The organism is Achromobacter sp. F4_2707, from assembly GCF_047501535.1.
Classification (GTDB): domain Bacteria; phylum Pseudomonadota; class Gammaproteobacteria; order Burkholderiales; family Burkholderiaceae_B; genus Yanghanlia.
The window spans coordinates 96,046-116,631 of record NZ_JAZDRJ010000006.1 but is presented as its reverse complement, the minus strand read 5'-3'; the positions used below and the strand labels follow the sequence as shown (position 1 = coordinate 116,631).

General features: G+C 58.2%; 17 protein-coding genes and 1 pseudogene. 4 read left to right on the top strand and 14 right to left on the bottom strand.

Features of this window, described 5'->3' with window-relative positions; genetic code table 11:
• Positions 1–10: 10 nt before the first annotated feature.
• A complete protein-coding gene (tsaB, locus tag VRY85_RS07690) occupies positions 11–1,258 on the bottom strand; it encodes a tRNA (adenosine(37)-N6)-threonylcarbamoyltransferase complex dimerization subunit type 1 TsaB (RefSeq protein ID WP_414597998.1) in 1,248 nt (415 codons plus the stop codon).
• Positions 1,259–1,481: 223 nt separating this feature from the next.
• Here tsaB and ompR point away from each other — a divergent pair, with 223 nt between their 5' ends.
• The 3 genes from ompR (at position 1,482) to VRY85_RS07675 (ending at position 4,313) form a co-directional block, all read left to right on the top strand.
• On the top strand, positions 1,482–2,216 hold the full coding sequence (ompR, locus tag VRY85_RS07685; RefSeq protein ID WP_414597997.1) for a two-component system response regulator OmpR: 735 nt from the start codon (positions 1,482–1,484) through the stop codon (positions 2,214–2,216).
• Positions 2,217–2,253: 37 nt separating this feature from the next.
• Positions 2,254–3,648, top strand: coding sequence for an ATP-binding protein (locus tag VRY85_RS07680; protein WP_414597996.1), 1,395 nt, complete (start codon positions 2,254–2,256; stop codon positions 3,646–3,648).
• A gap of 116 nt (positions 3,649–3,764) precedes the next feature.
• Positions 3,765–4,313 (top strand): peroxiredoxin, encoded by a 549-nt coding sequence (locus tag VRY85_RS07675; RefSeq protein ID WP_414597995.1) that lies wholly within the window; start codon positions 3,765–3,767, stop codon positions 4,311–4,313.
• Between the two features lie 99 nt (positions 4,314–4,412).
• On the opposite strand, the gene ispF is transcribed toward VRY85_RS07675, so the two are convergent.
• On the bottom strand, positions 4,413–4,898 hold the full coding sequence (ispF, locus tag VRY85_RS07670) for a 2-C-methyl-D-erythritol 2,4-cyclodiphosphate synthase (RefSeq protein ID WP_414598084.1): 486 nt from the start codon (positions 4,896–4,898) through the stop codon (positions 4,413–4,415).
• 47 nt (positions 4,899–4,945) lie between these two features.
• The gene (ispD, locus tag VRY85_RS07665) at positions 4,946–5,665 is read right to left on the bottom strand and encodes a 2-C-methyl-D-erythritol 4-phosphate cytidylyltransferase (RefSeq protein WP_414597994.1); all 720 of its coding nucleotides are present in this window, start codon (positions 5,663–5,665) and stop codon (positions 4,946–4,948) included.
• Positions 5,666–5,701: 36 nt separating this feature from the next.
• Between ispD and mfd the strand changes: the two genes are divergently transcribed.
• Positions 5,702–9,205: a transcription-repair coupling factor gene (gene mfd / locus VRY85_RS07660; protein ID WP_414597993.1), complete on the top strand. Its 3,504-nt coding sequence runs from the start codon at positions 5,702–5,704 to the stop codon at positions 9,203–9,205.
• A 30-nt stretch (positions 9,206–9,235) separates the two neighbouring features.
• Here mfd and serB read toward each other — a convergent pair whose 3' ends face one another.
• The 11 genes and pseudogenes from serB to nuoG all read right to left on the bottom strand — a co-directional run bounded on the left by serB (position 9,236) and on the right by nuoG (position 20,583).
• Complete coding sequence (gene serB / locus VRY85_RS07655) at positions 9,236–10,087, bottom strand: phosphoserine phosphatase SerB (RefSeq protein WP_414597992.1); 852 nt, start codon at positions 10,085–10,087, stop codon at positions 9,236–9,238.
• A gap of 27 nt (positions 10,088–10,114) precedes the next feature.
• A complete protein-coding gene (locus VRY85_RS07650) occupies positions 10,115–10,498 on the bottom strand; it encodes a DUF2818 family protein (protein ID WP_414598083.1) in 384 nt (127 codons plus the stop codon).
• A 57-nt stretch (positions 10,499–10,555) separates the two neighbouring features.
• Positions 10,556–10,690, bottom strand: a pseudogene (locus VRY85_RS07645) (DUF2818 family protein); the annotation flags it as partial.
• Positions 10,691–10,700: 10 nt separating this feature from the next.
• Positions 10,701–12,185, bottom strand: a complete 1,485-nt coding sequence (gene nuoN / locus VRY85_RS07640) for an NADH-quinone oxidoreductase subunit NuoN (RefSeq protein ID WP_414597991.1) — start codon at positions 12,183–12,185, stop codon at positions 10,701–10,703.
• A gap of 12 nt (positions 12,186–12,197) precedes the next feature.
• Positions 12,198–13,700: an NADH-quinone oxidoreductase subunit M gene (locus VRY85_RS07635; RefSeq protein WP_414598082.1), complete on the bottom strand. Its 1,503-nt coding sequence runs from the start codon at positions 13,698–13,700 to the stop codon at positions 12,198–12,200.
• The gene (gene nuoL / locus VRY85_RS07630) at positions 13,697–15,697 is read right to left on the bottom strand and encodes an NADH-quinone oxidoreductase subunit L (protein WP_414597990.1); all 2,001 of its coding nucleotides are present in this window, start codon (positions 15,695–15,697) and stop codon (positions 13,697–13,699) included. The genes VRY85_RS07635 and nuoL overlap by 4 nt, the downstream gene beginning before the upstream one ends.
• A 15-nt stretch (positions 15,698–15,712) precedes the next feature.
• Positions 15,713–16,021 carry an NADH-quinone oxidoreductase subunit NuoK gene (nuoK, locus tag VRY85_RS07625; protein ID WP_414597989.1) on the bottom strand — a complete coding sequence of 103 codons (309 nt, stop codon included), beginning with the start codon at positions 16,019–16,021 and terminating at the stop codon, positions 15,713–15,715.
• The gene (locus VRY85_RS07620; protein ID WP_414597988.1) at positions 16,018–16,650 is read right to left on the bottom strand and encodes an NADH-quinone oxidoreductase subunit J; all 633 of its coding nucleotides are present in this window, start codon (positions 16,648–16,650) and stop codon (positions 16,018–16,020) included. Before VRY85_RS07620 ends, nuoK begins: the two co-directional genes overlap by 4 nt.
• Positions 16,651–16,668: 18 nt before the next feature.
• The gene (gene nuoI, locus VRY85_RS07615; RefSeq protein WP_414597987.1) at positions 16,669–17,157 is read right to left on the bottom strand and encodes an NADH-quinone oxidoreductase subunit NuoI; all 489 of its coding nucleotides are present in this window, start codon (positions 17,155–17,157) and stop codon (positions 16,669–16,671) included.
• A 17-nt stretch (positions 17,158–17,174) separates the two neighbouring features.
• Positions 17,175–18,248, bottom strand: a complete 1,074-nt coding sequence (gene nuoH, locus VRY85_RS07610) for an NADH-quinone oxidoreductase subunit NuoH (protein WP_414597986.1) — start codon at positions 18,246–18,248, stop codon at positions 17,175–17,177.
• Between the two features lies 1 nt (position 18,249).
• On the bottom strand, positions 18,250–20,583 hold the full coding sequence (gene nuoG / locus VRY85_RS07605) for an NADH-quinone oxidoreductase subunit NuoG (protein WP_414597985.1): 2,334 nt from the start codon (positions 20,581–20,583) through the stop codon (positions 18,250–18,252).
• Positions 20,584–20,586 lie beyond the last annotated feature (3 nt).

The window sequence follows — 20,586 nt, the reverse complement described above, 5'->3', positions numbered from 1 at the left end:
TACCCGCCCTTCAAGAACCGGAAACCAGCGTCTTGCACATCACCCAACCATCTTCCCGAGTACCTTCCGGGGCGGGGTAATAATCTTTACGTATGCCGATACGCTCAAAACCGTGGCGGCGATAAAACGCCAGCGCCTGCAGGTTAGAGGGCCTGACTTCCAACAGTAGATCTGACAGGCCGCGGGCAAGCGCTTCTTTTTCACAATGGCGGATCAAAGCGGTACCCACCCCTTCGCGCTGGGCGTCGGGCGCAACCGCCAACACCAGCAAATGAGCCATATCAGGCGCATACAATGTCATGCTGAAGCCGAGAATGCGCCCATGCTGATGGGCTACCCAGCCCCCATAACCCGCCTTCAGCCCATCGGAAAAATTACCGGCCGTCCAAGGGAAAGCTTGCACCGAGGCCTCGATAGCGGCCACCGCCGGCACATCACCCGGGCCCATTGGCCGCAACGCCACACCCAGCCCAGGTGCTTTGGGGTTGCCGCCCTGCCCCTGCTGCCGTTCGCGGGTCGTGAAAGCGACTTTGTCTCGCACATACAAAGGAGCGGCATGCTCGGGTGTCACATGCTTGCCTTGCAAGAACATGGCCAAACCAAGCTTGCCCACCGTAGCGGCGTCAGGCCGCAAACCCGGCCCTTGTTCGACCAACCAGCCCTGCCCCAGGCGAACGCCGTCTATTTCCGGGCACAAGGCCACACCATCGCCCACCAGCCGCAAGGTGCTCGACGGCGGCAGGCCATGAGGCACTTCTGATACCTGAGCCAGCCACAAGGGCAGATCAGCCGCCGCCAGCAGCATGGGAGCTTGCAGAATGCTCCAGCCCCCTTCTTCGTCGGGGACGTACGCCGCCAGATAAACTTCCCCCATGCGGGCGTCCTGAACGACTACCCGCACCGCCTTCGAATGATCGGGGTGTGCATCGGCATCGCGCTGCGCCACCGCCATCAGGCTGCCGACCGGCACAACAGGAATCTGCAGTGCGAAGCCCATGCCCTGGGCAACACCGCACGCCACGCGCAAACCGGTGAACCCACCCGGCCCCTGACCAAACGCCACGGCTGATAAATCCCGGCGCCCCAGACCGCGCGCGGCCAGCAGGTCATCCACCATGGGCAAAAGCCTTTCGGCATGCTCACCGGTCGCGTCGTGTTCCTGTTTGGAAACGGTGGTTTTCCCATCGGCGCGGCGGGAAATCAAGGCGACCCCGCAAACACTGCCGGAGGTTTCGAGAGCTAGGAGATGAACTGTCATGGTTGGCGATTTTAATACGCAGCGCGCTCTGGCGCCTGACCTGCTCTGATTAAAAAATCAATCAGCACTCGAATAGTCCTGATATATTCAGCCATATTGCTGATACGCTGGCTTGAAATTCTGCAATGATTAGGCTCTATAGCCGATTCCTACCGGATGCATAATATGTAATATCTTGCTACGCCCACTTCACTGGCTCACTTGACCCTGTTACATTTTCCCCATGAACACACAGAACCAATCCCTATCCCGCAAAATTCTCATCGTCGATGACGATCCCCGCTTGCGTGATCTCCTGCGTCGGTATCTGTCCGAGCAGGGCTTCAACGTCTTCGTAGCTGAAGATGCCAAGGAAATGGGCAAGCTGTGGCAACGAGAACATTTTGACCTCCTCGTTCTCGACCTCATGCTGCCCGGCGAGGATGGTCTATCCATCTGCCGCCGCCTGCGCGGTGGGCATGACAACACTCCCATCATCATCCTGACCGCCAAGGCCGAAGAAATCGACCGCATCGTTGGGCTGGAAATGGGTGCGGACGACTACCTTTCAAAACCGTTCAACCCGCGTGAACTGCTGGCCCGCGTCAACGCTATTCTGCGCCGCCGCGGTACCGAAGAACATCCTGGCGCTCCCAGCCAGGAAAACGAGTCCATCGAGTTTGGGCCCTACGTTCTTAACTTGTCCACGCGCACGCTGACCAAGAACAACGAAGTGGTACCCATTACCACCGGCGAATTTTCCGTTCTGAAAGTCTTCGCCCGCCATCCGAAAATCCCGCTGTCGCGCGACAAGCTGATGGAACTCGCCCGGGGTCGTGAATACGAAGCCTTTGACCGCAGCCTAGATGTACAAATCTCTCGTCTGCGCAAACTGATAGAACCCAACCCTTCGAAACCCGTCTTCATCCAGACAGTGTGGGGCTTGGGCTATGTATTCGTTCCCGATGGCGGTCAGTAGGCTGGAGAAAGCAGTTTTACGCTAAGCAGCAGCTGTCATGGCCACTACACCTACACAGCGCGGGGTCTCCACCCCGCGCATACGCTTGGGCCTGTTCAGCAGGTCCTTTCTGCTGCTTGCAAGCTTGATGCTGGTCAGTCTGGGTGCATGGCTGCAAGTCTTTCTGAGCATGGAAGAAGGCCCGCGCGCCAGTCAAATGGCGCAGCGCGTCACCACTGTCGTCAGTATCACGCGGTCTGCCCTTGTTTACGCACCCACAAGCGTACGCCCCGCCCTGCTGCTGGATCTCGCCACCAAGGAAAGTCTGCGGGTCCAGCCACGCGAAGAATCCGATGTTCTGGAACCCTTGCCTGACTCCAATTATTGGAAGCATGTTGCCGCCAAGATCCGCGACAAACAAGGCATGGACACCCAAGTCATGTGGAGCGTCAACCAGACGCCGGGCGTGTGGGTCAGTTTCGAGATCAACGACGACCGCTATTGGCTGGTGTTTGAGCGCGAGCAGCTGGCACTGACCGCCGGGGTCGAATGGCTGGGGTGGGGCGCCACAGCGCTTTTGCTGGCGCTCATCGGTGCGGCAGTCAGCGTGCGCTTCGTCAATCGCCCACTCGCGCAACTGGCTAAAGTATCGCAACAGCTGGCGCGCGGCGAAACGCCTTCGCCCTTGCCCGAGAAGGGGCCTGCCGAAATTCGTGACATGAATATCGCCTTCAACCGCATGGCGCGTGATATCCGGCAGACCGAAGCGGACCGGGAAATCATGCTGGCTGGGATTTCTCACGATTTGCGCACGCCTCTGGCCCGCATGCGGCTGGAAATCGAAATGAGCAATGTGAGCGATGAAACGCGCGCCGCCATCGACGAGGACCTTGCCCAGATCGATCACAGTATTGATCAGCTCATGGAGTACGCCCGGCCCGCTGGTCAGGTGCCGGAACAGGGTATTGATGTGTCGTCGGTACTGCGAGAAGTATACGAACGCGAACGTAGCCACACTGAATCTCTGGGCGGCAAGCTGGAAGCCCATATCGAGTCCAACCTGTACGCCCGCATCAATGCACACGACCTCAAGCGTATTGTGGGCAATCTGATCGAGAACGCCCGCCGTTACGGCCGCACACCTGAAGACGATCGCGCCCATATCGAACTGATTGCCGAACAACGCGGCACCATTATTGCCATCGAGGTACGCGACCAAGGCCGCGGTATCGCCGCTACCGAGATCCAGCGCCTGCTACGCCCGTTTTCTCGGGGAGAATCCGCCCGTACCGGCGTCAGTGGCGCAGGTCTGGGGCTCGCCATCGTAGAGCGTCTGTTGGGTCATGTCGGGGGCCAACTGGAGCTCATTTCTCAGCCACCTGGCGGCCTGGTTGCGCGGATTGAGATCCCCAAATATCGTCCCCGCGCCTACCCCCTTGAAACCGGTAATTAAGCAGCCGTCGCCGCTTACCGACCCTGACATTCATAGGCGTTCACACAAGCGGAAATTCTTCCCCTAGAATGCGTAGATGAAACCCTGATAAAAGGTCTTATCTGCAAGGAGCACCGATGAAAACAATAGGTGACAAACTCGAATCATTCCGGGTCACTGGCGTAAAGCCTGGCTTTAACGAACACGAGGAAAATGGGGTTTCTGCTTTCGAAGACATCACGGAAAGCTCTTTTCCCGGGAAATGGAAAATCATCTATTTCTACCCCAAGGATTTCACCTCCGTATGCCCCACGGAAATTGTCGGCTTCAATAATCTTGCCGGCGAGTTTTCGCAGCGCGATGCCGTGCTCATGGGGGGCTCGGTCGATAACGAGTTCGTGAAGCTCGCATGGCGTCGCCACCAGCCCGAGCTCGACAAGCTCAGCCATTACCAGTTCAGCGACATGACCGGCTCATTGGTGGATCAACTGGGCATACGCCATCGCGCCGAAGGCGTTGCTCACCGTGCCACTTTCATCGTCGACCCGGACAACATCATTCAGCACGTGTCGGTCAACAATATGAATGTCGGCCGTAACCCGGAAGAAATTTTGCGGATTCTGGATGCGCTGCAAACAGAAGAGCTCTGCCCTTGCAACCGCCGCATAGGCGGCGATACTTTGTAGATATGCAAAACCGTCGTCAGGCGGTTTTTTCAAAGCAACCCGTACCCGCCGCTATGGCGGGCGGGCTGCACAAGCGTCTGCGCCGGAATAGTTAGCGGCCTAGTCGGCAGCAAGCAGAACGACCACCGTTGCGGCAATCCCTTCCTTGCGGCCCAGATACCCCAGGCTTTCATTGGTTTTGGCCTTAACGTTCACACAGCCCCCATCAATGCCCAAGTCGGCAGCAATATTCGCCACCATGGCGGCAGCATGCGGGCCAATTTTTGGGGCTTGGGCATGTACAGTGGCATCCACATTCACAACCTTCCAGCCCTCTTGCGCGACTTTTTCCATGGCAGCGCGCAATAACACCCGACTGTCCGCACCCGCATAACGTGGATCCGTATCAGGAAAATGGCGGCCAATATCGCCCAGCGCTGCGGCGCCGAGAATGGCATCCGTGACCGCATGTAGCAATACATCGGCATCAGAATGCCCCAGCAAGCCATGCGTGTGTGGAATGGTCACGCCGCCAATAATGAGATCACGCCCTTCAACCAAGGCATGAACGTCAAACCCCTGCCCGACTCTAAGCTTCACATTCAACTCCAAACAAATAATCGGCACGCCGCCCGGTTCGGGCACGCACCCCATTAGTGGCCGGCATCCGGTTCCAACAATTTTTCCATCATCTCAAAGTGCTCCGGCCAGGTCACCTTGAAGTTTCGCATGGACCCCGGCACCAGCAAGGGCTGATAACCCGCCAGCTCCATCGCCGACGCCTCATCCGTTACCCGCTCATCAGCCTCGGCGGCTTCCAGCGCCTCCTGCAACATACCTGCCTGGAACATCTGCGGGGTCTGGGCCAGCCACAGTGCTTCTCGACTAACTGACGCTTGCACCCGCGCTGCCTGACCGGGCGGCACTGCGGCCTGCCCTCGTTTCACGGTATCAGCCACGGGTTCAGCCAACAGGCCGCCTTCTTCTCGCAGCAGGCAGGCGTCAATCAGCCGCGCAAGCGCATCAGCGGGCAGACCAGGACGGGCGGCATCGTGCACCAACACCCAGTCATCGGCGGACAGCGCAGCATCACGCAGGGCTCCCAAAACGGTTGCAGCGCGGGTTGGCCCTCCACAAGGGCGACACACGGTGCGTGGCAGGCCCTGTAGCGTGGCAGCGGCCCGAGTATCGTCGGGCGCGACGGCCACCCGAAGCTGAGTAATGCGTGCATCGGCCAGCAAGGCGCGCGCAGCCCAGCGCAACATGGGCTCGCCACGTAGCAAGCGATACTGTTTCGGGTAGGCGGTACCAGCCCGTAAACCAATGCCGCCCGCAGGCATAATCGCGATAATTCGAGGTAAATGAGAAGTCATGGCCCAGGCATTTTATAATGTCCTGCTTCATGGCCCATGTTTCGCTTCTCCGTGCCCCCACTTTCCTCCAATACCCAGACCCTGGCTGCCCTACGCCCCGGGCAACGACACCTTCAACCCCTTCCACCCGGCTCCGGCGACGGCTTCCTTATTGCCGACTTGGCCCGCAGTGCAGGCCGCAGCTTGGTGGTGCTGTGTTCCGAGCCGCTGGCCGCACAGCGCCTCACGGAAGAGATCCCGCTGTTTGCGCCTGAGCTGAAAGTCCGCCAGCTGCCCGACTGGGAAACCCTTCCCTACGATGGCTTCTCGCCACACCAGGATCTGGTTTCAGAGCGCTTGCGCACTTTGCATGCGCTCAGTCAAGAAGGGGTGGACGTGCTGTTGGTGCCGGTCACGACCGCACTCTATCGCCTGGCTCCGCCGGAATTCCTGGCTGCCTATACCTTTTCCTTCCGCCAGGGAGAGGCCTTAAACGAGGAAGCGCTGCGCCAACAATTAACGCTGGCCAACTACAGCCATGTGACGCAAGTCACGGCGCCGGGCGAATTCAGCATACGCGGCGGCCTGATCGACCTCTTTCCCATGGGCTCAGCGCTGCCCTACCGTATCGACCTGTTCGATAATGAAATCGAATCCATCCGTAGTTTCGATGTCGATACCCAACGCAGCCTGTATCCGGTCAAGGAAATTCAGCTGCTGCCAGGGCGCGAATTCCCCATGGATGAAGCGGCCCGCAATCAGTTCCGCGCGCGTTTCCGCGAAGTCTTTGAAGGCGACCCCTCGCGCGCCCTGCCCTACAAAGATATTGGCAACGGCATTGCATTTGCAGGGGTGGAATACTATCTGCCGCTATTCTTCGAAAGCACGGCCACCCTATTCGATTACCTGCCTGAATCGGCTATTACCATCACCCTGGGTGACCCCGCCGCCACCATCCAAAGCTTCAGCCAGGATACCTACGGGCGCTGGCAGTTCCTGAAAAGCGATCGCGAACGGCCTGTTTTGCCGCCCGACGCGCTGTTTTTGAACGAAGAAGAATTTTTTACTGAGCTTAAACGCTTTCCCCGTTTAAGCCTGAGCCGGGAACAGCCTGCTCCCGACTTCCTGCTGGTACCCGATGTTGCGGTTGCCCGACGCGCCGACGATCCCGTGGCCGCGCTGCGCAAACTGCTGGACACCTGGCCGGGCCGCGTGGCACTGTGTGCCGATTCGGCCGGACGGCGCGAAACCCTGGACCAGATGCTGCGTGAGTTCGGCATCAACGCCGATACCTCGATTGAGAACCTTGCAGACTTCTTCCAGGCAAGCACTTCCTTTGCACTGCTTGTGGCGCCCCTCGGCGGCGGCTTTGGCTTAACAGACGACGCCATCCTGCTGCTGACGGAAAACGACCTTTACCCCACCCAGGCCCGCACCACGCGGCGCGGGCGCCGGGCGCAGGAACGCGCCAGCGATGTCGAAGCCATGGTGCGGGATCTGTCGGAATTGCGCGAAGGCGACCCGGTGGTGCATGCGCAACACGGCATTGGCCGCTATGTGGGCCTGAAGGAAATGGATCTGGGCGAAGGTGCCATGGAATTTCTGCACCTTGAGTACGCGGGCGGTGGCACCCTGTACGTGCCCGTTTCCCAGCTCCACCTGATTTCCCGCTACAGCGGCGCCGACTCAGAAAACGCACCGCTGCATCAACTGGGCTCGGGGCAATGGGATAAGGCGCGTCGCAAGGCTGCCAAGCAAGTACGTGACGCAGCTGCTGAACTATTGGCGCTTTATGCTCAACGGGCCGCCCGAGAAGGTTATCGTTTCAAGCTGCCCTTGCAGGATTACGAAGCCTTTGCCGCAGTTTTCGGCTTTGAAGAAACACCCGACCAAGCAGCCGCGATTGAAGCCGTGATCGACGATATGACATCCGGCCGCCCCATGGATCGCCTGGTCTGCGGCGATGTAGGCTTTGGCAAGACGGAAGTTGCGCTGCGAGCGGCCTTTCTGGCTGTCGCCAACGGTAAGCAAGTGGCTTTGCTATGCCCCACAACCTTGCTGGCAGAGCAGCACGCTCAGACGTTTTCCGACCGCTTTGCCGAATGGCCTGTGCGTGTTGTGGAACTCTCCCGCTTCCGTTCTGCTCGTGAAGTGAGCGCTGCTCAAGAAGGTTTGGCGAACGGCTCGGTGGATATCGTCATTGGTACGCACAAGATTCTGTCGCGTGACACCCATTTCAAGAATCTAGGCTTGGTCATCATTGACGAAGAGCACCGTTTTGGCGTGCGCCAGAAAGAAGCCCTGAAGAAGCTGCGCGCGGAAGTAGACGTTCTTACCCTTACCGCCACCCCCATTCCCCGCACTCTGGGAATGTCGCTGGAGGGCATACGCGACTTCTCCGTCATTGCTACGGCCCCGCAAAAACGTCTGGCCATCAAGACCTTTGTACGTCGCGAAGATAAAAGCACGCTGCGCGAAGCCTTGCTGCGCGAACTCAAACGAGGCGGCCAAGCCTACTTCCTGCACAACGAGGTAGAGACCATTCAGAACCGGCGCGCCATGCTTGAGGAACTGGTGCCCGAAGCGCGTATTGGCGTGGCCCATGGCCAGATGCCGGAGCGCGAACTTGAAGAAGTCATGAAAGGCTTCTACCAGCAGCGCTATAACGTGCTGCTGTGCACCACCATTATTGAAACCGGCATTGACGTGCCATCTGCCAACACCATCGTCATCCACCGCGCTGACCGCCTGGGCCTGGCTCAATTACACCAGTTACGGGGCCGGGTAGGCAGGTCCCACCATCAGGCTTACGCCTACCTGCTGACACCGTTTGAAGACGCTATGACGGCCAATGCCAAAAAGCGTCTGGAAGCCATTCAGGCCATGGAGGAACTCGGTTCCGGCTTCTTCCTGGCTATGCACGACCTGGAAATTCGCGGCACAGGCGAAGTGCTGGGAGAATCGCAATCCGGCAACATCCAGGAAGTCGGTTTCTCCATGTATACCGACATGCTGAACACCGCAGTGCGTGCCTTGAAAGCGGGCGAAGAACCCGACCTGGAGTCCCCCTTCGACGCCAAGTGTGAAGTCAATCTTCACACCTCCGCCTTGCTGCCCACTGACTACTGCCCCGACATTCATGCGCGTCTAGGCATGTACAAAAAGCTATCTCACGCCCGCGACGAAGACGAAATCATCGGCATACAGGAAGAGCTGATCGACCGCTATGGCAAACTGCCTGAAGCTGCGCAAAACCTGCTATCCACCCACCGCCTGCGCCTGCTCGCAGAACCGCTGGGCGTCATCAAGCTCGACGCGTCAGAAAGCCATGCACTCATCCAGTTCTCGGCCAAACCTCAGGTCGATCCCCTGCGCATCATTGAGCTCGTTCAAACGCGCCGCGACATCAAACTCTCCGGCCAAGACCGCCTGCGCCTGGAATTCAAAGAAGGCCTCCCCCTCACCCCCCGCATCAACACCCTGCGCGAACTCCTCACCCAAATGGGGTCTGTCCCGGTTTCAGCTGATTGTAAGAAAGCAAACCGGCGGGGGAGAAGCTGACAGCTAGCTGAAACCGGGACAGACCCCGTTTTAGAAGCTGAGGCGGAACCAGTTGAGGATGGCGTCCAGGGGGCTGTAGTTAAGGGAGTAGGCGGCTTGATCGCGCACGACGGGTTTGGCGCGGTAGGCGACGGAGTACTTGGCCAGGGCCATCATTGGGAGGTCGTTGGCGCCGTCGCCTACGGCGATGATTTGCTCAGGGGAAGCGCCCAATTCGGCGGTCAAGGCGGCGAGGTGAGCCGCTTTGCGTCCGCCGTCTACAATATCGCCCAGCACCCGGCCGGTGAGTTTACCGTCGACCACTTCCAGCGTATTCGCATGGCAGGCATCCAGCCCCAGACGATCGCGCAGCCGTTCGGTGAAGAAGGTGAAGCCGCCCGACACCAGCAAGGTTCGTACGCCGTGCTGCTTCGCTGTCGCTACCAAGCGCTCTGCGCCGGGGTTCAAACGCAGTCGTTGTTCGAACACTTCCAACAACGCAGATTCAGGCACCCCTTCCAGCAGGGCAACACGCCGGTTAAGGCTTTCGGAGAAATCCTTAATTTCCCCTCGCATGGCCGCTTCAGTAATCGCCGCGACCTGAGCTTTACGCCCGACAGCATCGGCGATTTCGTCAATGCATTCGATGTTGATGAGCGTAGAGTCCATGTCCATTGCCAGAATACGCTGTTCCCGCAGCAGGCGAATTTCCGGCAAAAACGCGTAGTCCATGCGGTAGGCTTCGCATTGCGCTGCAACGGCAGCGCGCTCGGAATCGTCTGCCTCAAGCAAGCGTACAGCGGTGGGACCCAATTCCTGCACACCCGATGCTAAAGCGATAGCCGCAATCTGTTCGACATGCGCCGCCATCAGGCTAGGCGACTGAAGTATGAGATGAGACATGGAAAGAAGAAAACAGAAACTGCCGGATCAGGCAGCGGAAGAATCGACGCGATGACGCCGGGCACCCCGCGCAGACGCACGGCGTTTCATGAGATAACGCCACACAAAACCGGGGTACCCCATCACCAGATACAGGCTGAGCGTAATGGCGTAGAATTCCCAACCCTGCTGAAAACGGTTGCCCAGATTGGCTTCGAGCGCGAACCCCAGCACACCCACCAACGCATAGAACACCAGCAGTTCAAGCAGCCTTTCAAAAAACGACTTCTGAACCTGCAGGCCCCGGCTACGCCAGCCTGGAAATGCCAACACTAGTGCCGCCACGCCAAACAACACCAGCAAAATAACCAGAAAGCGTGCCACTGAAGCGGCATCGGCCGCTGTGAACACCCCTTCACCGATCAGCGTCATGGCCGTGGTGCCCAGCCCAACCAAAACAAGAAAGAACACCAGTGAAGTCAGCCAGCGCAACCACGCCGGCTGCTCAAGCTCACCTTTTTGCCTCCAGGGAAGCGCCAGAAACGGGCGCTCCACTAGAAAAGGCAGGTTGGCGGTTACCAAAGACAGCAGAATCAGCAGCCAAACCGCGAACGATTGATTCATCCGACTCTTCTCAGAACTGCAACGATTGTCGGATAACGCTGACACACGTGGCCATCAAGCCACCGGGCAGAATACCCAGCACCAGAACCAGCAGGCCATTCACTGTCATCAGGCCGTTGGTCAGCACACCGGTGTCAATGGGCGCAGTTTCACCTTCAGGCTCGTCAAAGTAAGCGACCTTGACCACACGCAGGTAGTAGAAGGCGCCAATCAGAGACATCACCACGGCGAACACCGCCAGCCAGATGTAGCCCGCACCAATCACAGCTTGCAGCACCGCCAACTTGGCGTAGAAACCTGCGAGAGGCGGAATACCTGCCAGCGAGAACATGGACAACATCAGCAATCCGGCCATCAACGGGCTGCGACGGTTCAAGCCTTTGAGGTCGGAAATATTCTCGCACTCAAAGCCGCGATGGCTCAGCAGCATAATCATGCCGAACGTCACCAACGTGGTCAGCACATAGATGACCATGTAGAACAGCGAAGAGCCATAAGCCATGCCCGCTGCTTGTGAACCGCCATCCACGACCCCAGAAAGCAGGCCCAGCAACACAAACCCCATGTGCGAAATGGTGGAATAAGCCAGCATCCGCTTGAAGTTGGTTTGCATAATCGCTGTCAGGTTACCGATGGCCAGCGACAACACTGCCAACAGCACCAGCATGGGCTGCCAGTCGATGGCCAGACTGTGCAGACCGTCGATCAGCAAGCGCAGCGTAATGGCCAGCGCAGCCAGTTTAGGCGCAGCGGCAATGATGAGGGTGACGGAGGTCGGAGCACCTTGGTAGACGTCCGGCGACCACATGTGGAATGGCGCCGTAGCCAGCTTGAAGCCCAGGCCGGTCACAATGAACACCACACCAAACACCAAGGGCAGGCGCTCAGCCTGGCCGGAACCGATGACCGCTGCGATCTGGTTGAGGTCGAGCGAACCGGTGGCACCGTAAATCATCGACATGCCGTACAGCAGCACGCCGGATGCCATGGAGCCCAGCACGAAGTACTTCATGGCTGCCTCGCTGGATGCCAGGTGATCGCGGCGAACCGCCACCAGTGCATACAAGGCGAAAGACATGAGTTCCAGGCCCAGATAGACCGTGAGCATGCTGCCTGCGGAAATCATCACCATCTGGCCCAGCAGGGCAAACAGCGTGAGCGAGTAGAGCTCACCCCCATTACGCGTCATGTCGCGGGCTTCGTTATAGCCACGACCATAAATCAGGGTGGCGATCACTGCCAAGTAGGAAACCACTTTCAGAAAGTGGGCCAGCGAATCCATAACGAACAGACCGCTGAACGTCGTGCCCGCCACACCGGCATTCCACTGAATCAGTTGCACGACGGTCAGAATTACCAGCGAAGTCAGGCTAAGCAGGAAGGTGGCGTGCCGCGTCTCGGATTTGCTGAAAGCGTCAATCAGCAGAACTGTGCCTGCCATGATCAACAGCAAGATCTCGGGCAGAGCCAAAGCGAAGTCAAAAGAATTTTGCATGGTCATCAAGGCTTACAGTTTCGAGATGGCGATGTGTTGCAGCAGCGCATCGACCGACACGTGCATGACATCCGTAAAGGGCTTGGGATAAATGCCCATGTAGAGCACAGCAATCGCCAATACCCCAAGAATGAAGAACTCACGGCCATTGATATCACTCATGCCGCGTACCTTGTCATTGGTGATCTCGCCGTAGGCCACACGCTTGAGCATCCACAGGGAGTAGGACGCCCCCAGAATAAGCGAAGTGGCGGCCAGCAGACCGATCCAGAAGTTGTACTGAACCGAGGCGACAATCACCATGAACTCGCCGACGAAACCACTGGTAGCCGGCAGGCCCGCATTGGCCATAGAGAACAGTACAAAGAAGGTAACGAAACGCGGCATGACATTCACCACGCCACCGTAATCGGCAATCTCGCGGCTATGCAGGCGATCGTACAGCACGCCAATACACAGGAACATGGCGCCCGAGATAAAGCCGTGGGAGATCATCTGCACAATGCCGCCTTCCAGGCCGCCTTGATTGAAGATGAAAAAGCCCAGGGTCACAAAGCCCATGTGCGCCACAGACGAATAGGCCACCAGTTTTTTCATGTCCTGCTGCACAATCGCCACCAGGCCAATGTAGATCACGGCGATTAGCGACAGCGCAATCATCAGGCCCGACAGCGTTTGCGACGCATCAGGCACGATGGGCAGGGAGAAGCGCAGGAAGCCATAAGCCCCCAGCTTCAGCATGATGGCTGCCAGCACGACCGAACCACCTGTGGGTGCTTCAACGTGAGCGTCCGGCAACCAGGTATGCACCGGCCACATGGGGACTTTCACTGCGAAAGCCGCCAACAGAGCCAGGAAGATGAGGATCTGCGGTGTGTGCGCCAGCGCGGTCTTGTGCCAGGTGAGGATGTCGAACGAACCGCCCGAAACATGCCACAGGTAGATGAAGGCCACCAGCATCAGCAGCGAACCGAGCAGCGTATACAAGAAGAACTTGAATGCTGCGTACACGCGATTCGGGCCGCCCCACACACCGATGATGAGATACATCGGGATGAGCGTGGCCTCAAAGAACACGTAGAACAGCATGGCATCAAGCGCTGCGAATACGCCGATCATGAGGCCTGAAAGAATCAGGAACGCCCCCATGTACTGCGACACGCGACTGGTGATGACTTCCCAACCTGCCAGCACCACGATGATGGTGATGAAGGCGGTCAGCAGCACAAACCACAGTGAAATGCCATCCACTCCCAGGTGGTAATTGACCGAAAAGCTTTCGATCCAGGGAGTGAGTTCAACAAACTGCATGTTGGCTGTGTAAGGGTCGAAACCCGTGTACAGCGGAATGGTCACCAAGAAGCCGAGAACGGCACCGACCAGCGACAACACTCTTGTAAGTTCGGGCCTTTCATCGCGGCCGACCAGCAAAACTACCAGGCCGGCAACGATGGGCACGAAAATCGCAAGCGTTAACCATGGAAATGTAGAAGACGCCATATCGCTAGCCATCAGTGAACCATCAGCACGAAAAAGGTTAATAAAGCCATGATCCCGATGATCATCGCAAAGGCGTAGTGATAGATGTAGCCGGACTGCAGGTGACGGCTGACAGCAGCCACCCAGCCAACCACACGGGCGCTGCCGTTGACGACCAAGCCGTCAATCAGGCTGCGATCACCGCCCTTCCAGAAACCATGACCCAGGCAACGGGCACCACGCGCAATGACCTGTTCATTGAACCAGTCGGCGTAGTACTTGTTCTCGAGAATGCGGTTGAGACCCGAAAACGCACTGTAGATTTTGCCGGGCAGCGCGGGATTAACCACGTAGCAGTACCAGGCGACGACCAGACCGGCGACCATGAGCCAGAACGGGACCGTAACGAAACCGTGCAGCGCATAAGCCATCCAGCCATGCCAGTGGCTAGCCAGTGTGGCCAACGCCGGATGCTCCGGTGATACCGTGATCACGCCATCGAAGAAACTGCCAAACAGAATCGGTTCCGCGAACAAGAAACCTGCCACCACTGAAGGCACAGCCAGCACCACCAGCGGCAAGGTAACCACCCAGGGCGACTCTTGAGGATCGCCGGCAGGTTGATGACCGCCATGGCCGTGATCTTGCGGATGCGGCGGGTTGCGGAAGCGCTCCGGGCCGTGGAACACCAGGAAATACACGCGGAAGGAATACAGTGAGGTCACGAACACGCCGATCAGCGTGGCGTAGTAAGCAAAGCTTGCGCCCCAGACATTGGCTGCACCGGCTGCCTCGATGATCTGCTCCTTGGAATAGAACCCGGAGAAGAACGGCGTGCCAACCAAGGCCAGTGTACCGATCAAGAAGGTGATCCAAGTAATCGGCATGTACTTACGCAAGCCACCCATATTGCGGATGTCCTGATCGTGATGCATGCCGATGATGACCGAACCCGCACCCAAGAACAGCAGCGCCTTAAAGAACGCGTGCGTCATGAGGTGGAAGATGGCGCCGGAGTACATCGATGCACCCAGTGCCACTGTCATGTAACCCAGCTGGGACAGCGTGGAATACGCCACCACCCGCTTGATGTCGTTTTGAATGACGCCAAGCACGCCCAGGAACAGCGCACCAATCGCACCAATCACGATAATGAAGGACAGCGCGGTTGAAGAGAGTTCGAACACGGGCGAGAAACGCGCCACCATGAAAATACCCGCCGTCACCATGGTTGCCGCGTGAATCAGCGCGGAAATCGGTGTGGGGCCTTCCATGGAATCTGGCAACCAGGTGTGCAGCGGCACTTGCGCCGACTTACCCATGGCACCAACAAACAGACAGATGCAGGCCACGGTGAGCAGTTTCCAATCGGTACCCGGGAATGGCATATCGGCCAATTCCTGGCTACGCGCGAACACTTCACCGTAGTGCACGCTGCCGGTCCATGCGAACAGCAAACCAATGCCAAGCAAAAAACCGAAGTCGCCCACGCGGTTGATCAGGAACGCCTTCATGTTGGCAAACACAGCGGTGGGCCGCGTATACCAGAAACCGATCAACAGATACGACACCAGACCGACCGCTTCCCAGCCAAAGAACAGCTGCACCATGTTGTTGGCCATGACCAGCATCAGCATGGAGAAGGTGAACAGCGAGATGTACGAGAAGAAGCGCTGATAACCCGGGTCGTCAGCCATGTAGCCGATGGTGTAGATGTGCACCATGAGCGACACACCGGTTACCACCACCATCATCAAGGCGGAAAGGTTGTCAATCAGGAAGCCCAGTTGCAGCGGCGTGGAACCGATGACCGTCCACGTGTACAGCACACCGTCATAGGTGTGGCCGCCCACTGTCTGAAACAGCGTAATGACCGAGCCCACGAACGACAGGGCCACCAGGGCGATAGTAATGACATGCGAACCGCGACGCGACACAGAGCGCCCCAGAAAGCCCGTCCCAAACAGACCGGTCAGCAAAGCTCCCAACAAGGGCGCCAGCGCGATCAACAGGTAAAAACTTGGAGAATTCATTTTTGCGCGACCCCATCAACCCTTGAGCTGATCCAGTTCTTCGACATTGATCGTATTCATGTTGCGGAACAGCAGCACCAGAATTGCCAGACCAATCGCAGCCTCGGCGGCGGCCACAGTCAGCACGAAGAACACAAAGACCTGACCAGCGGTATCACCAAACCATGTCGAGAACGCCACCAAATTGATGTTGGCGGACAGCAACATGAGTTCGATGGACATCAAAAGAATGATCAGGTTGCGGCGGTTCAGGAAGAAACCAAAGATACCGATGGTGAAAAGTATCGCCGCCAATATCAGGAAATGAGCGAGTGTCAATGTCATTTTGCTTCCCCTTGGGCGCTTTGGCCTGCCGGACCGGAATCCTTGGGCACCTGGATGTTGGCCATGCGCACACGATCTTTGGCACGCACCCGCACTTGTTTGCTCGGGTCGGTACGCTTGACGTCAGTACGCTTGCGCAAGGTGAGCGCGATGGCTGCCACCATGCCCACCAACAGAATCACGCCACCGACTTGCACCGCGAAGATGTAGTCGGTGTACATGGCCTCGCCCAGCGCGAGGGTGTTGTTGTAGTCGTCAGGGCGCGCTGCCTGAGGGCCGGCTGCGCTCCAAGTGGTGCCCAGCACAAAGGCCATTTCCAGCACCATAATGGCGGCAATGACCAAGCCCAGCGGTAAGTACGCCTTGAAGCCAGCCCGCAGGTCTTCCATGCGGATGTCGAGCATCATGACCACAAACAGGAACATGACGAGCACGGCACCGACATAGACGATGACCAGCAGCAAGGAGAGGAACTCTGCACCCAGCAGCATCCACAACATGGACGCAGTAAAAAAGGTGAGAATCAGGTGCAGCACCGCTGTAACCGGGCTGCGCGCAGTCACCACCCGTGCTGCCGCAACGACAAGCACGATGGCGAGTATATAAAACAGGACAGTGACAAAATTCATGAGTTTCAGGTCCCGGCTTCAACGATAAGGGGCATCCGCTGCGCGGCGCGCGGCGATTTCGGACTCGTAGCGGTCGCCAACGGCCAGCAACATATCCTTGGTGAAGTAAAGGTCGCCACGTTTCTCTCCGTGATATTCGTGGATATGAGTTTCCACGATGGAGTCCACGGGACAGCTTTCTTCACAGAACCCACAGAAAATACATTTCGTGAGGTCGATGTCGTAGCGCGTGGTGCGGCGTGTGCCGTCCTCGCGCTCTGCTGACTCGATGGAAATCGCCAGTGCCGGGCAAACGGCTTCGCACAGTTTGCAGGCAATGCATCGCTCTTCACCGTTGTCGTAGCGGCGCAGCGCATGCAGGCCGCGGAACCGGGGCGAGGTCGGCGTTTTCTCGTGCGGATACCGCAGCGTGACCTTGCGCTTGAAGAAGTACTTCCCTGTCAGGCGCATGCCTTTCAGCATTTCGGTCAACATCAGGCTGCCGAAAAAATCTTTAATAGCTTCCATAATTGGCTCCCGATTCCTTATTGCCAGATGTTCCAAGGCGTCTGCATCCAGATCGCAAGAACCACCAGCCAGATACCTGTCAGCGGAATGAATACTTTCCAACCCAGGCGCATGATCTGGTCATAGCGGTAGCGAGGGAATGTGGCGCGGAACCAGATGAACATCGACACAACGCAGAAAGTCTTCAAGCCCAGCCACAACCAGCCGGGAATCCAGGTCAGCGGAGCGATGTCAATCGGGGCCGCCCAGCCGCCCAGGAACATGATGGATGCCATGGCCGACAGCAGAATCATGTTGGCATATTCACCCAGGAAGAACAGGGCGAAGCCCATCCCGGAATATTCCACCATGTGGCCGGCCACGATTTCGGATTCGCCTTCCACCACGTCGAACGGGTGGCGAGCAGTTTCTGCCACGATACAAATCACGTAGATGACGAACAGCGGCAGCAGCGGCAACCAGTTCCAAGACATGAAGTTGATACCACGCTCGGCAAACCAGCCTACGTTCTGACCATCGACAATGCCCGACAGATTGAGTGTGCCGGAAACCAGCAACACAGCTACCAACACAAAGCCAATCGCCAACTCGTAAGAAAGCATTTGAGCCGCAGCACGCAAAGCACCCAAAAAGGCGTAACGCGAGTTTGACGCCCAGCCTGCGATGATGATGCCGTAAACGCCCACCGAAGTGATGGCCATAATGAACAGCAGGCCGGCGTTGACATCGGCCAGCACAACTTCCGGGCCAAAGGGAATGACGGCCCATGCTGCCAAAGCGGGCATCAGCGTGACAACCGGGCCGAGGCGATACAGCACCTTGTTGGCCTCGGAAGGCGTGATGACTTCCTTGGTGAGCAGCTTGAATACGTCAGCGAACGGCTGCAGCAAGCCACGATAGCCCACGCGGTTCGGCCCCTTGCGCACGTGCATGAAGCCAATCATCTTGCGTTCCCAGTATGTGAGATAAGCCACACACAGGATGATGGGCAAGGCGATGAGGACAATCTTAATCAGTGTCCATACCACGTACCAGGCGGTTTCGCCCAGCAGGCCCGTACCAAATGAATGAAGAGGGTTGAGCCATTCCATGTTACACACGCTCCACGTTCAATTGGCCGTCCGCGGCACCCAGCGCCAGCGTTTCAGGGAACGCTGCGGAAATACGCACGCAGCCATCGGCGACGGTGTCGTCGAGTTGCGCAGGCAACGTCACCTGGCCTTGTGCCGAGCTAATACGCACCGCGTCACCGGATTCAATGCCCAGGCCTTGCAGTGTTGCCGCCGACATGCGAGCGCGTGGCGCCTGCGATGCCGTGGTTTCTTGCAAAGGCTGCGAGCGACGCACAATGGCGTCACTGCGGTAGATCGGCACGTCCGTCACGCGCTCCAGGCCCTGCCCTGCTGCCACCGAAGTCAACGCCGGTGCGGCCTTAATTTCATTCGACAAGCGGCTTTCGATACCGGCTGCCAGCACAGCGTCGCGTACGGTTTCAGAGCTTTCGTCGTCAAAGCCTTGCAGCTCGAAGAAGTTGCCCAACACACGCAGCACTTTCCAAGCCGGGCGGGTGTCGCCCAGCGGCGCAGTGGCTGCCTTAAAGCTTTGCGCACGCCCTTCTGCGTTAACAAAGGTGCCGGAGGTTTCGGTAAAGGGCGAAACCGGCAGCATGACATCGGCCCACTCTTCGGCGGCAGACTTGTACGAAGTCAGCGCCACGGCGAAACCGCTGTTCTTAAGCGTTTGCACGGCCTGAGCACCGTTGGCTGCATCCATGGACAGCTCTGCGTTCAGAACCAGATAAGCCTTGAGCGGCTCAGCCAGCATCTGGGCAGCGCTGCGCCCGCCATTACGGGGCAAGGCGTCCGCCAGATAACCACCAACGGTGTTGCCGCCTTCGGTCAGGAAGCCAAAACGCGCTTCGACCTGACGAGCGACTTCTGCCGCGTTGGCTGCAATCTGTGTAGCCTGGCTGGAAGCCACGGCCATATTGCCCAACAGCACAGCCGTACGTTGACCCGATGCTAAACCAGCGGCGATGGCGCGTGCGGCCTCGGAAACCTGTACGCCGTTGAATGCGGGGGAAGCGTCCTGTTCGCGCGCTTGCGCAACAGCAACGGAAACTTCCGCCAAGGCATTGGCAATGGCGCTCGGTGCGACGGTAAGACGACCGGCCACATTGAACAGCGGGTCGTCCGCGGCAGAATCAATGAAATAAATCTGTGCGCCGCGCTTGGCCGCCTGACGCAGGCGTTGAGCCATAAGCGGGTGATCCTTGCGCAGGAAGGAACCCACCACCAGCACACGATCCACCTCGTTGAGTTCGGCCACCGGCATGCCCAACCAAGGCGCACCGGAAAGCGCCTGATCGAATGCGGGATCCACCTGGCGTAAACGGAAGTCAACGTTTTCGCTGCCCAGGGCACGTGTCAGGCGCGCCAACAGCGACAGTTCTTCTGTCGTGGCCGTGGCGGTACCCAATGCACCCAGTTGCTCCGCGCCGAATTCTTCGCGAATCATGTTGATCGTCTGCACCACCACCTGCAGCGCATCGCTCCAGGAAGCTTCACGCCATTCGCCGTCTTCACCGCGAATCATGGGGTGGGTAAGGCGATCTTCGGTGTACAGGCCTTCGTAGGAGAAGCGGTCACGGTCGCTGATCCAGCACTCGTTGACCTCTTCGTTTTCAAAGGGCACGACACGCTTGACGCGGTCAAGCTTCACCTGTGCAATCAGGTTCGCACCCAGGCTGTCATGCGGGCTGACCGTGCGGCGGCGAGCCAATTCCCAGGGGCGGGCGTTCATCTTGTAAGGCTTGGACAACAGCGCGCCAACCGGGCAGAGGTCGATCACGTTGCCGGACAGTTCCGATTCAACCGACTTGCCGATAAAGGTGGTGATTTCAGCGAATTCGCCACGATTCACCATGCCGATTTCCATGATGCCGCCGATCTCTTCACCGAAGCGCACACAGCGCGTGCAGTGAATGCAACGCTGCATACCATCGGTGGAGATCAGTGGGCCCATGTTCTTGGCCGGCACCACCCGCTTGGTTTCCTGGTAGCGGGAAGCCGACTTGCCGTAGCCGACGGCGAGGTCCTGCAACTGGCACTCACCGCCCTGGTCACAGACCGGGCAATCAAGCGGGTGATTGATCAGCAGGAATTCCATAACGGAATTCTGCGCAGCAATGGCCTTCTCGGAGCGCGTGTGCACAACCATGCCGTTGGTGACGGGTGTGGCGCAGGCAGGCATGGCCTTGGGCGCCTTCTCGACATCAACCAGGCACATGCGACAGTTAGCCGCAACGGAAAGCTTCTTGTGATAGCAAAAATGCGGAATGTAGACCCCTAGCTTGTGAGCAGCCTGGATAACCATGCTGCCTTCGGGCGCTTCCGTCTTGATGCCGTCGATGGTGACTTCAACCATTAC

Coding starts and splice junctions, on each gene's coding strand:
- nuoK (WP_414597989.1), bottom strand. CDS start 16,021: ATGACATTGACACTCGCTCATTTCCTGATATTGGCGGCGATACTTTTC.
- VRY85_RS07620 (WP_414597988.1), bottom strand. CDS start 16,650: ATGAATTTTGTCACTGTCCTGTTTTATATACTCGCCATCGTGCTTGTC.
- nuoL (WP_414597990.1), bottom strand. CDS start 15,697: ATGAATTCTCCAAGTTTTTACCTGTTGATCGCGCTGGCGCCCTTGTTG.
- VRY85_RS07680 (WP_414597996.1), top strand. CDS start 2,254: ATGGCCACTACACCTACACAGCGCGGGGTCTCCACCCCGCGCATACGC.
- tsaB (WP_414597998.1), bottom strand. CDS start 1,258: ATGACAGTTCATCTCCTAGCTCTCGAAACCTCCGGCAGTGTTTGCGGG.
- nuoH (WP_414597986.1), bottom strand. CDS start 18,248: ATGGAATGGCTCAACCCTCTTCATTCATTTGGTACGGGCCTGCTGGGC.
- ompR (WP_414597997.1), top strand. CDS start 1,482: ATGAACACACAGAACCAATCCCTATCCCGCAAAATTCTCATCGTCGAT.
- VRY85_RS07650 (WP_414598083.1), bottom strand. CDS start 10,498: ATGACGCTGATCGGTGAAGGGGTGTTCACAGCGGCCGATGCCGCTTCA.
- ispD (WP_414597994.1), bottom strand. CDS start 5,665: ATGACTTCTCATTTACCTCGAATTATCGCGATTATGCCTGCGGGCGGC.
- nuoN (WP_414597991.1), bottom strand. CDS start 12,185: ATGCAAAATTCTTTTGACTTCGCTTTGGCTCTGCCCGAGATCTTGCTG.
- nuoI (WP_414597987.1), bottom strand. CDS start 17,157: ATGGAAGCTATTAAAGATTTTTTCGGCAGCCTGATGTTGACCGAAATG.
- mfd (WP_414597993.1), top strand. CDS start 5,702: ATGTTTCGCTTCTCCGTGCCCCCACTTTCCTCCAATACCCAGACCCTG.
- nuoG (WP_414597985.1), bottom strand. CDS start 20,583: ATGGTTGAAGTCACCATCGACGGCATCAAGACGGAAGCGCCCGAAGGC.
- serB (WP_414597992.1), bottom strand. CDS start 10,087: ATGTCTCATCTCATACTTCAGTCGCCTAGCCTGATGGCGGCGCATGTC.
- VRY85_RS07675 (WP_414597995.1), top strand. CDS start 3,765: ATGAAAACAATAGGTGACAAACTCGAATCATTCCGGGTCACTGGCGTA.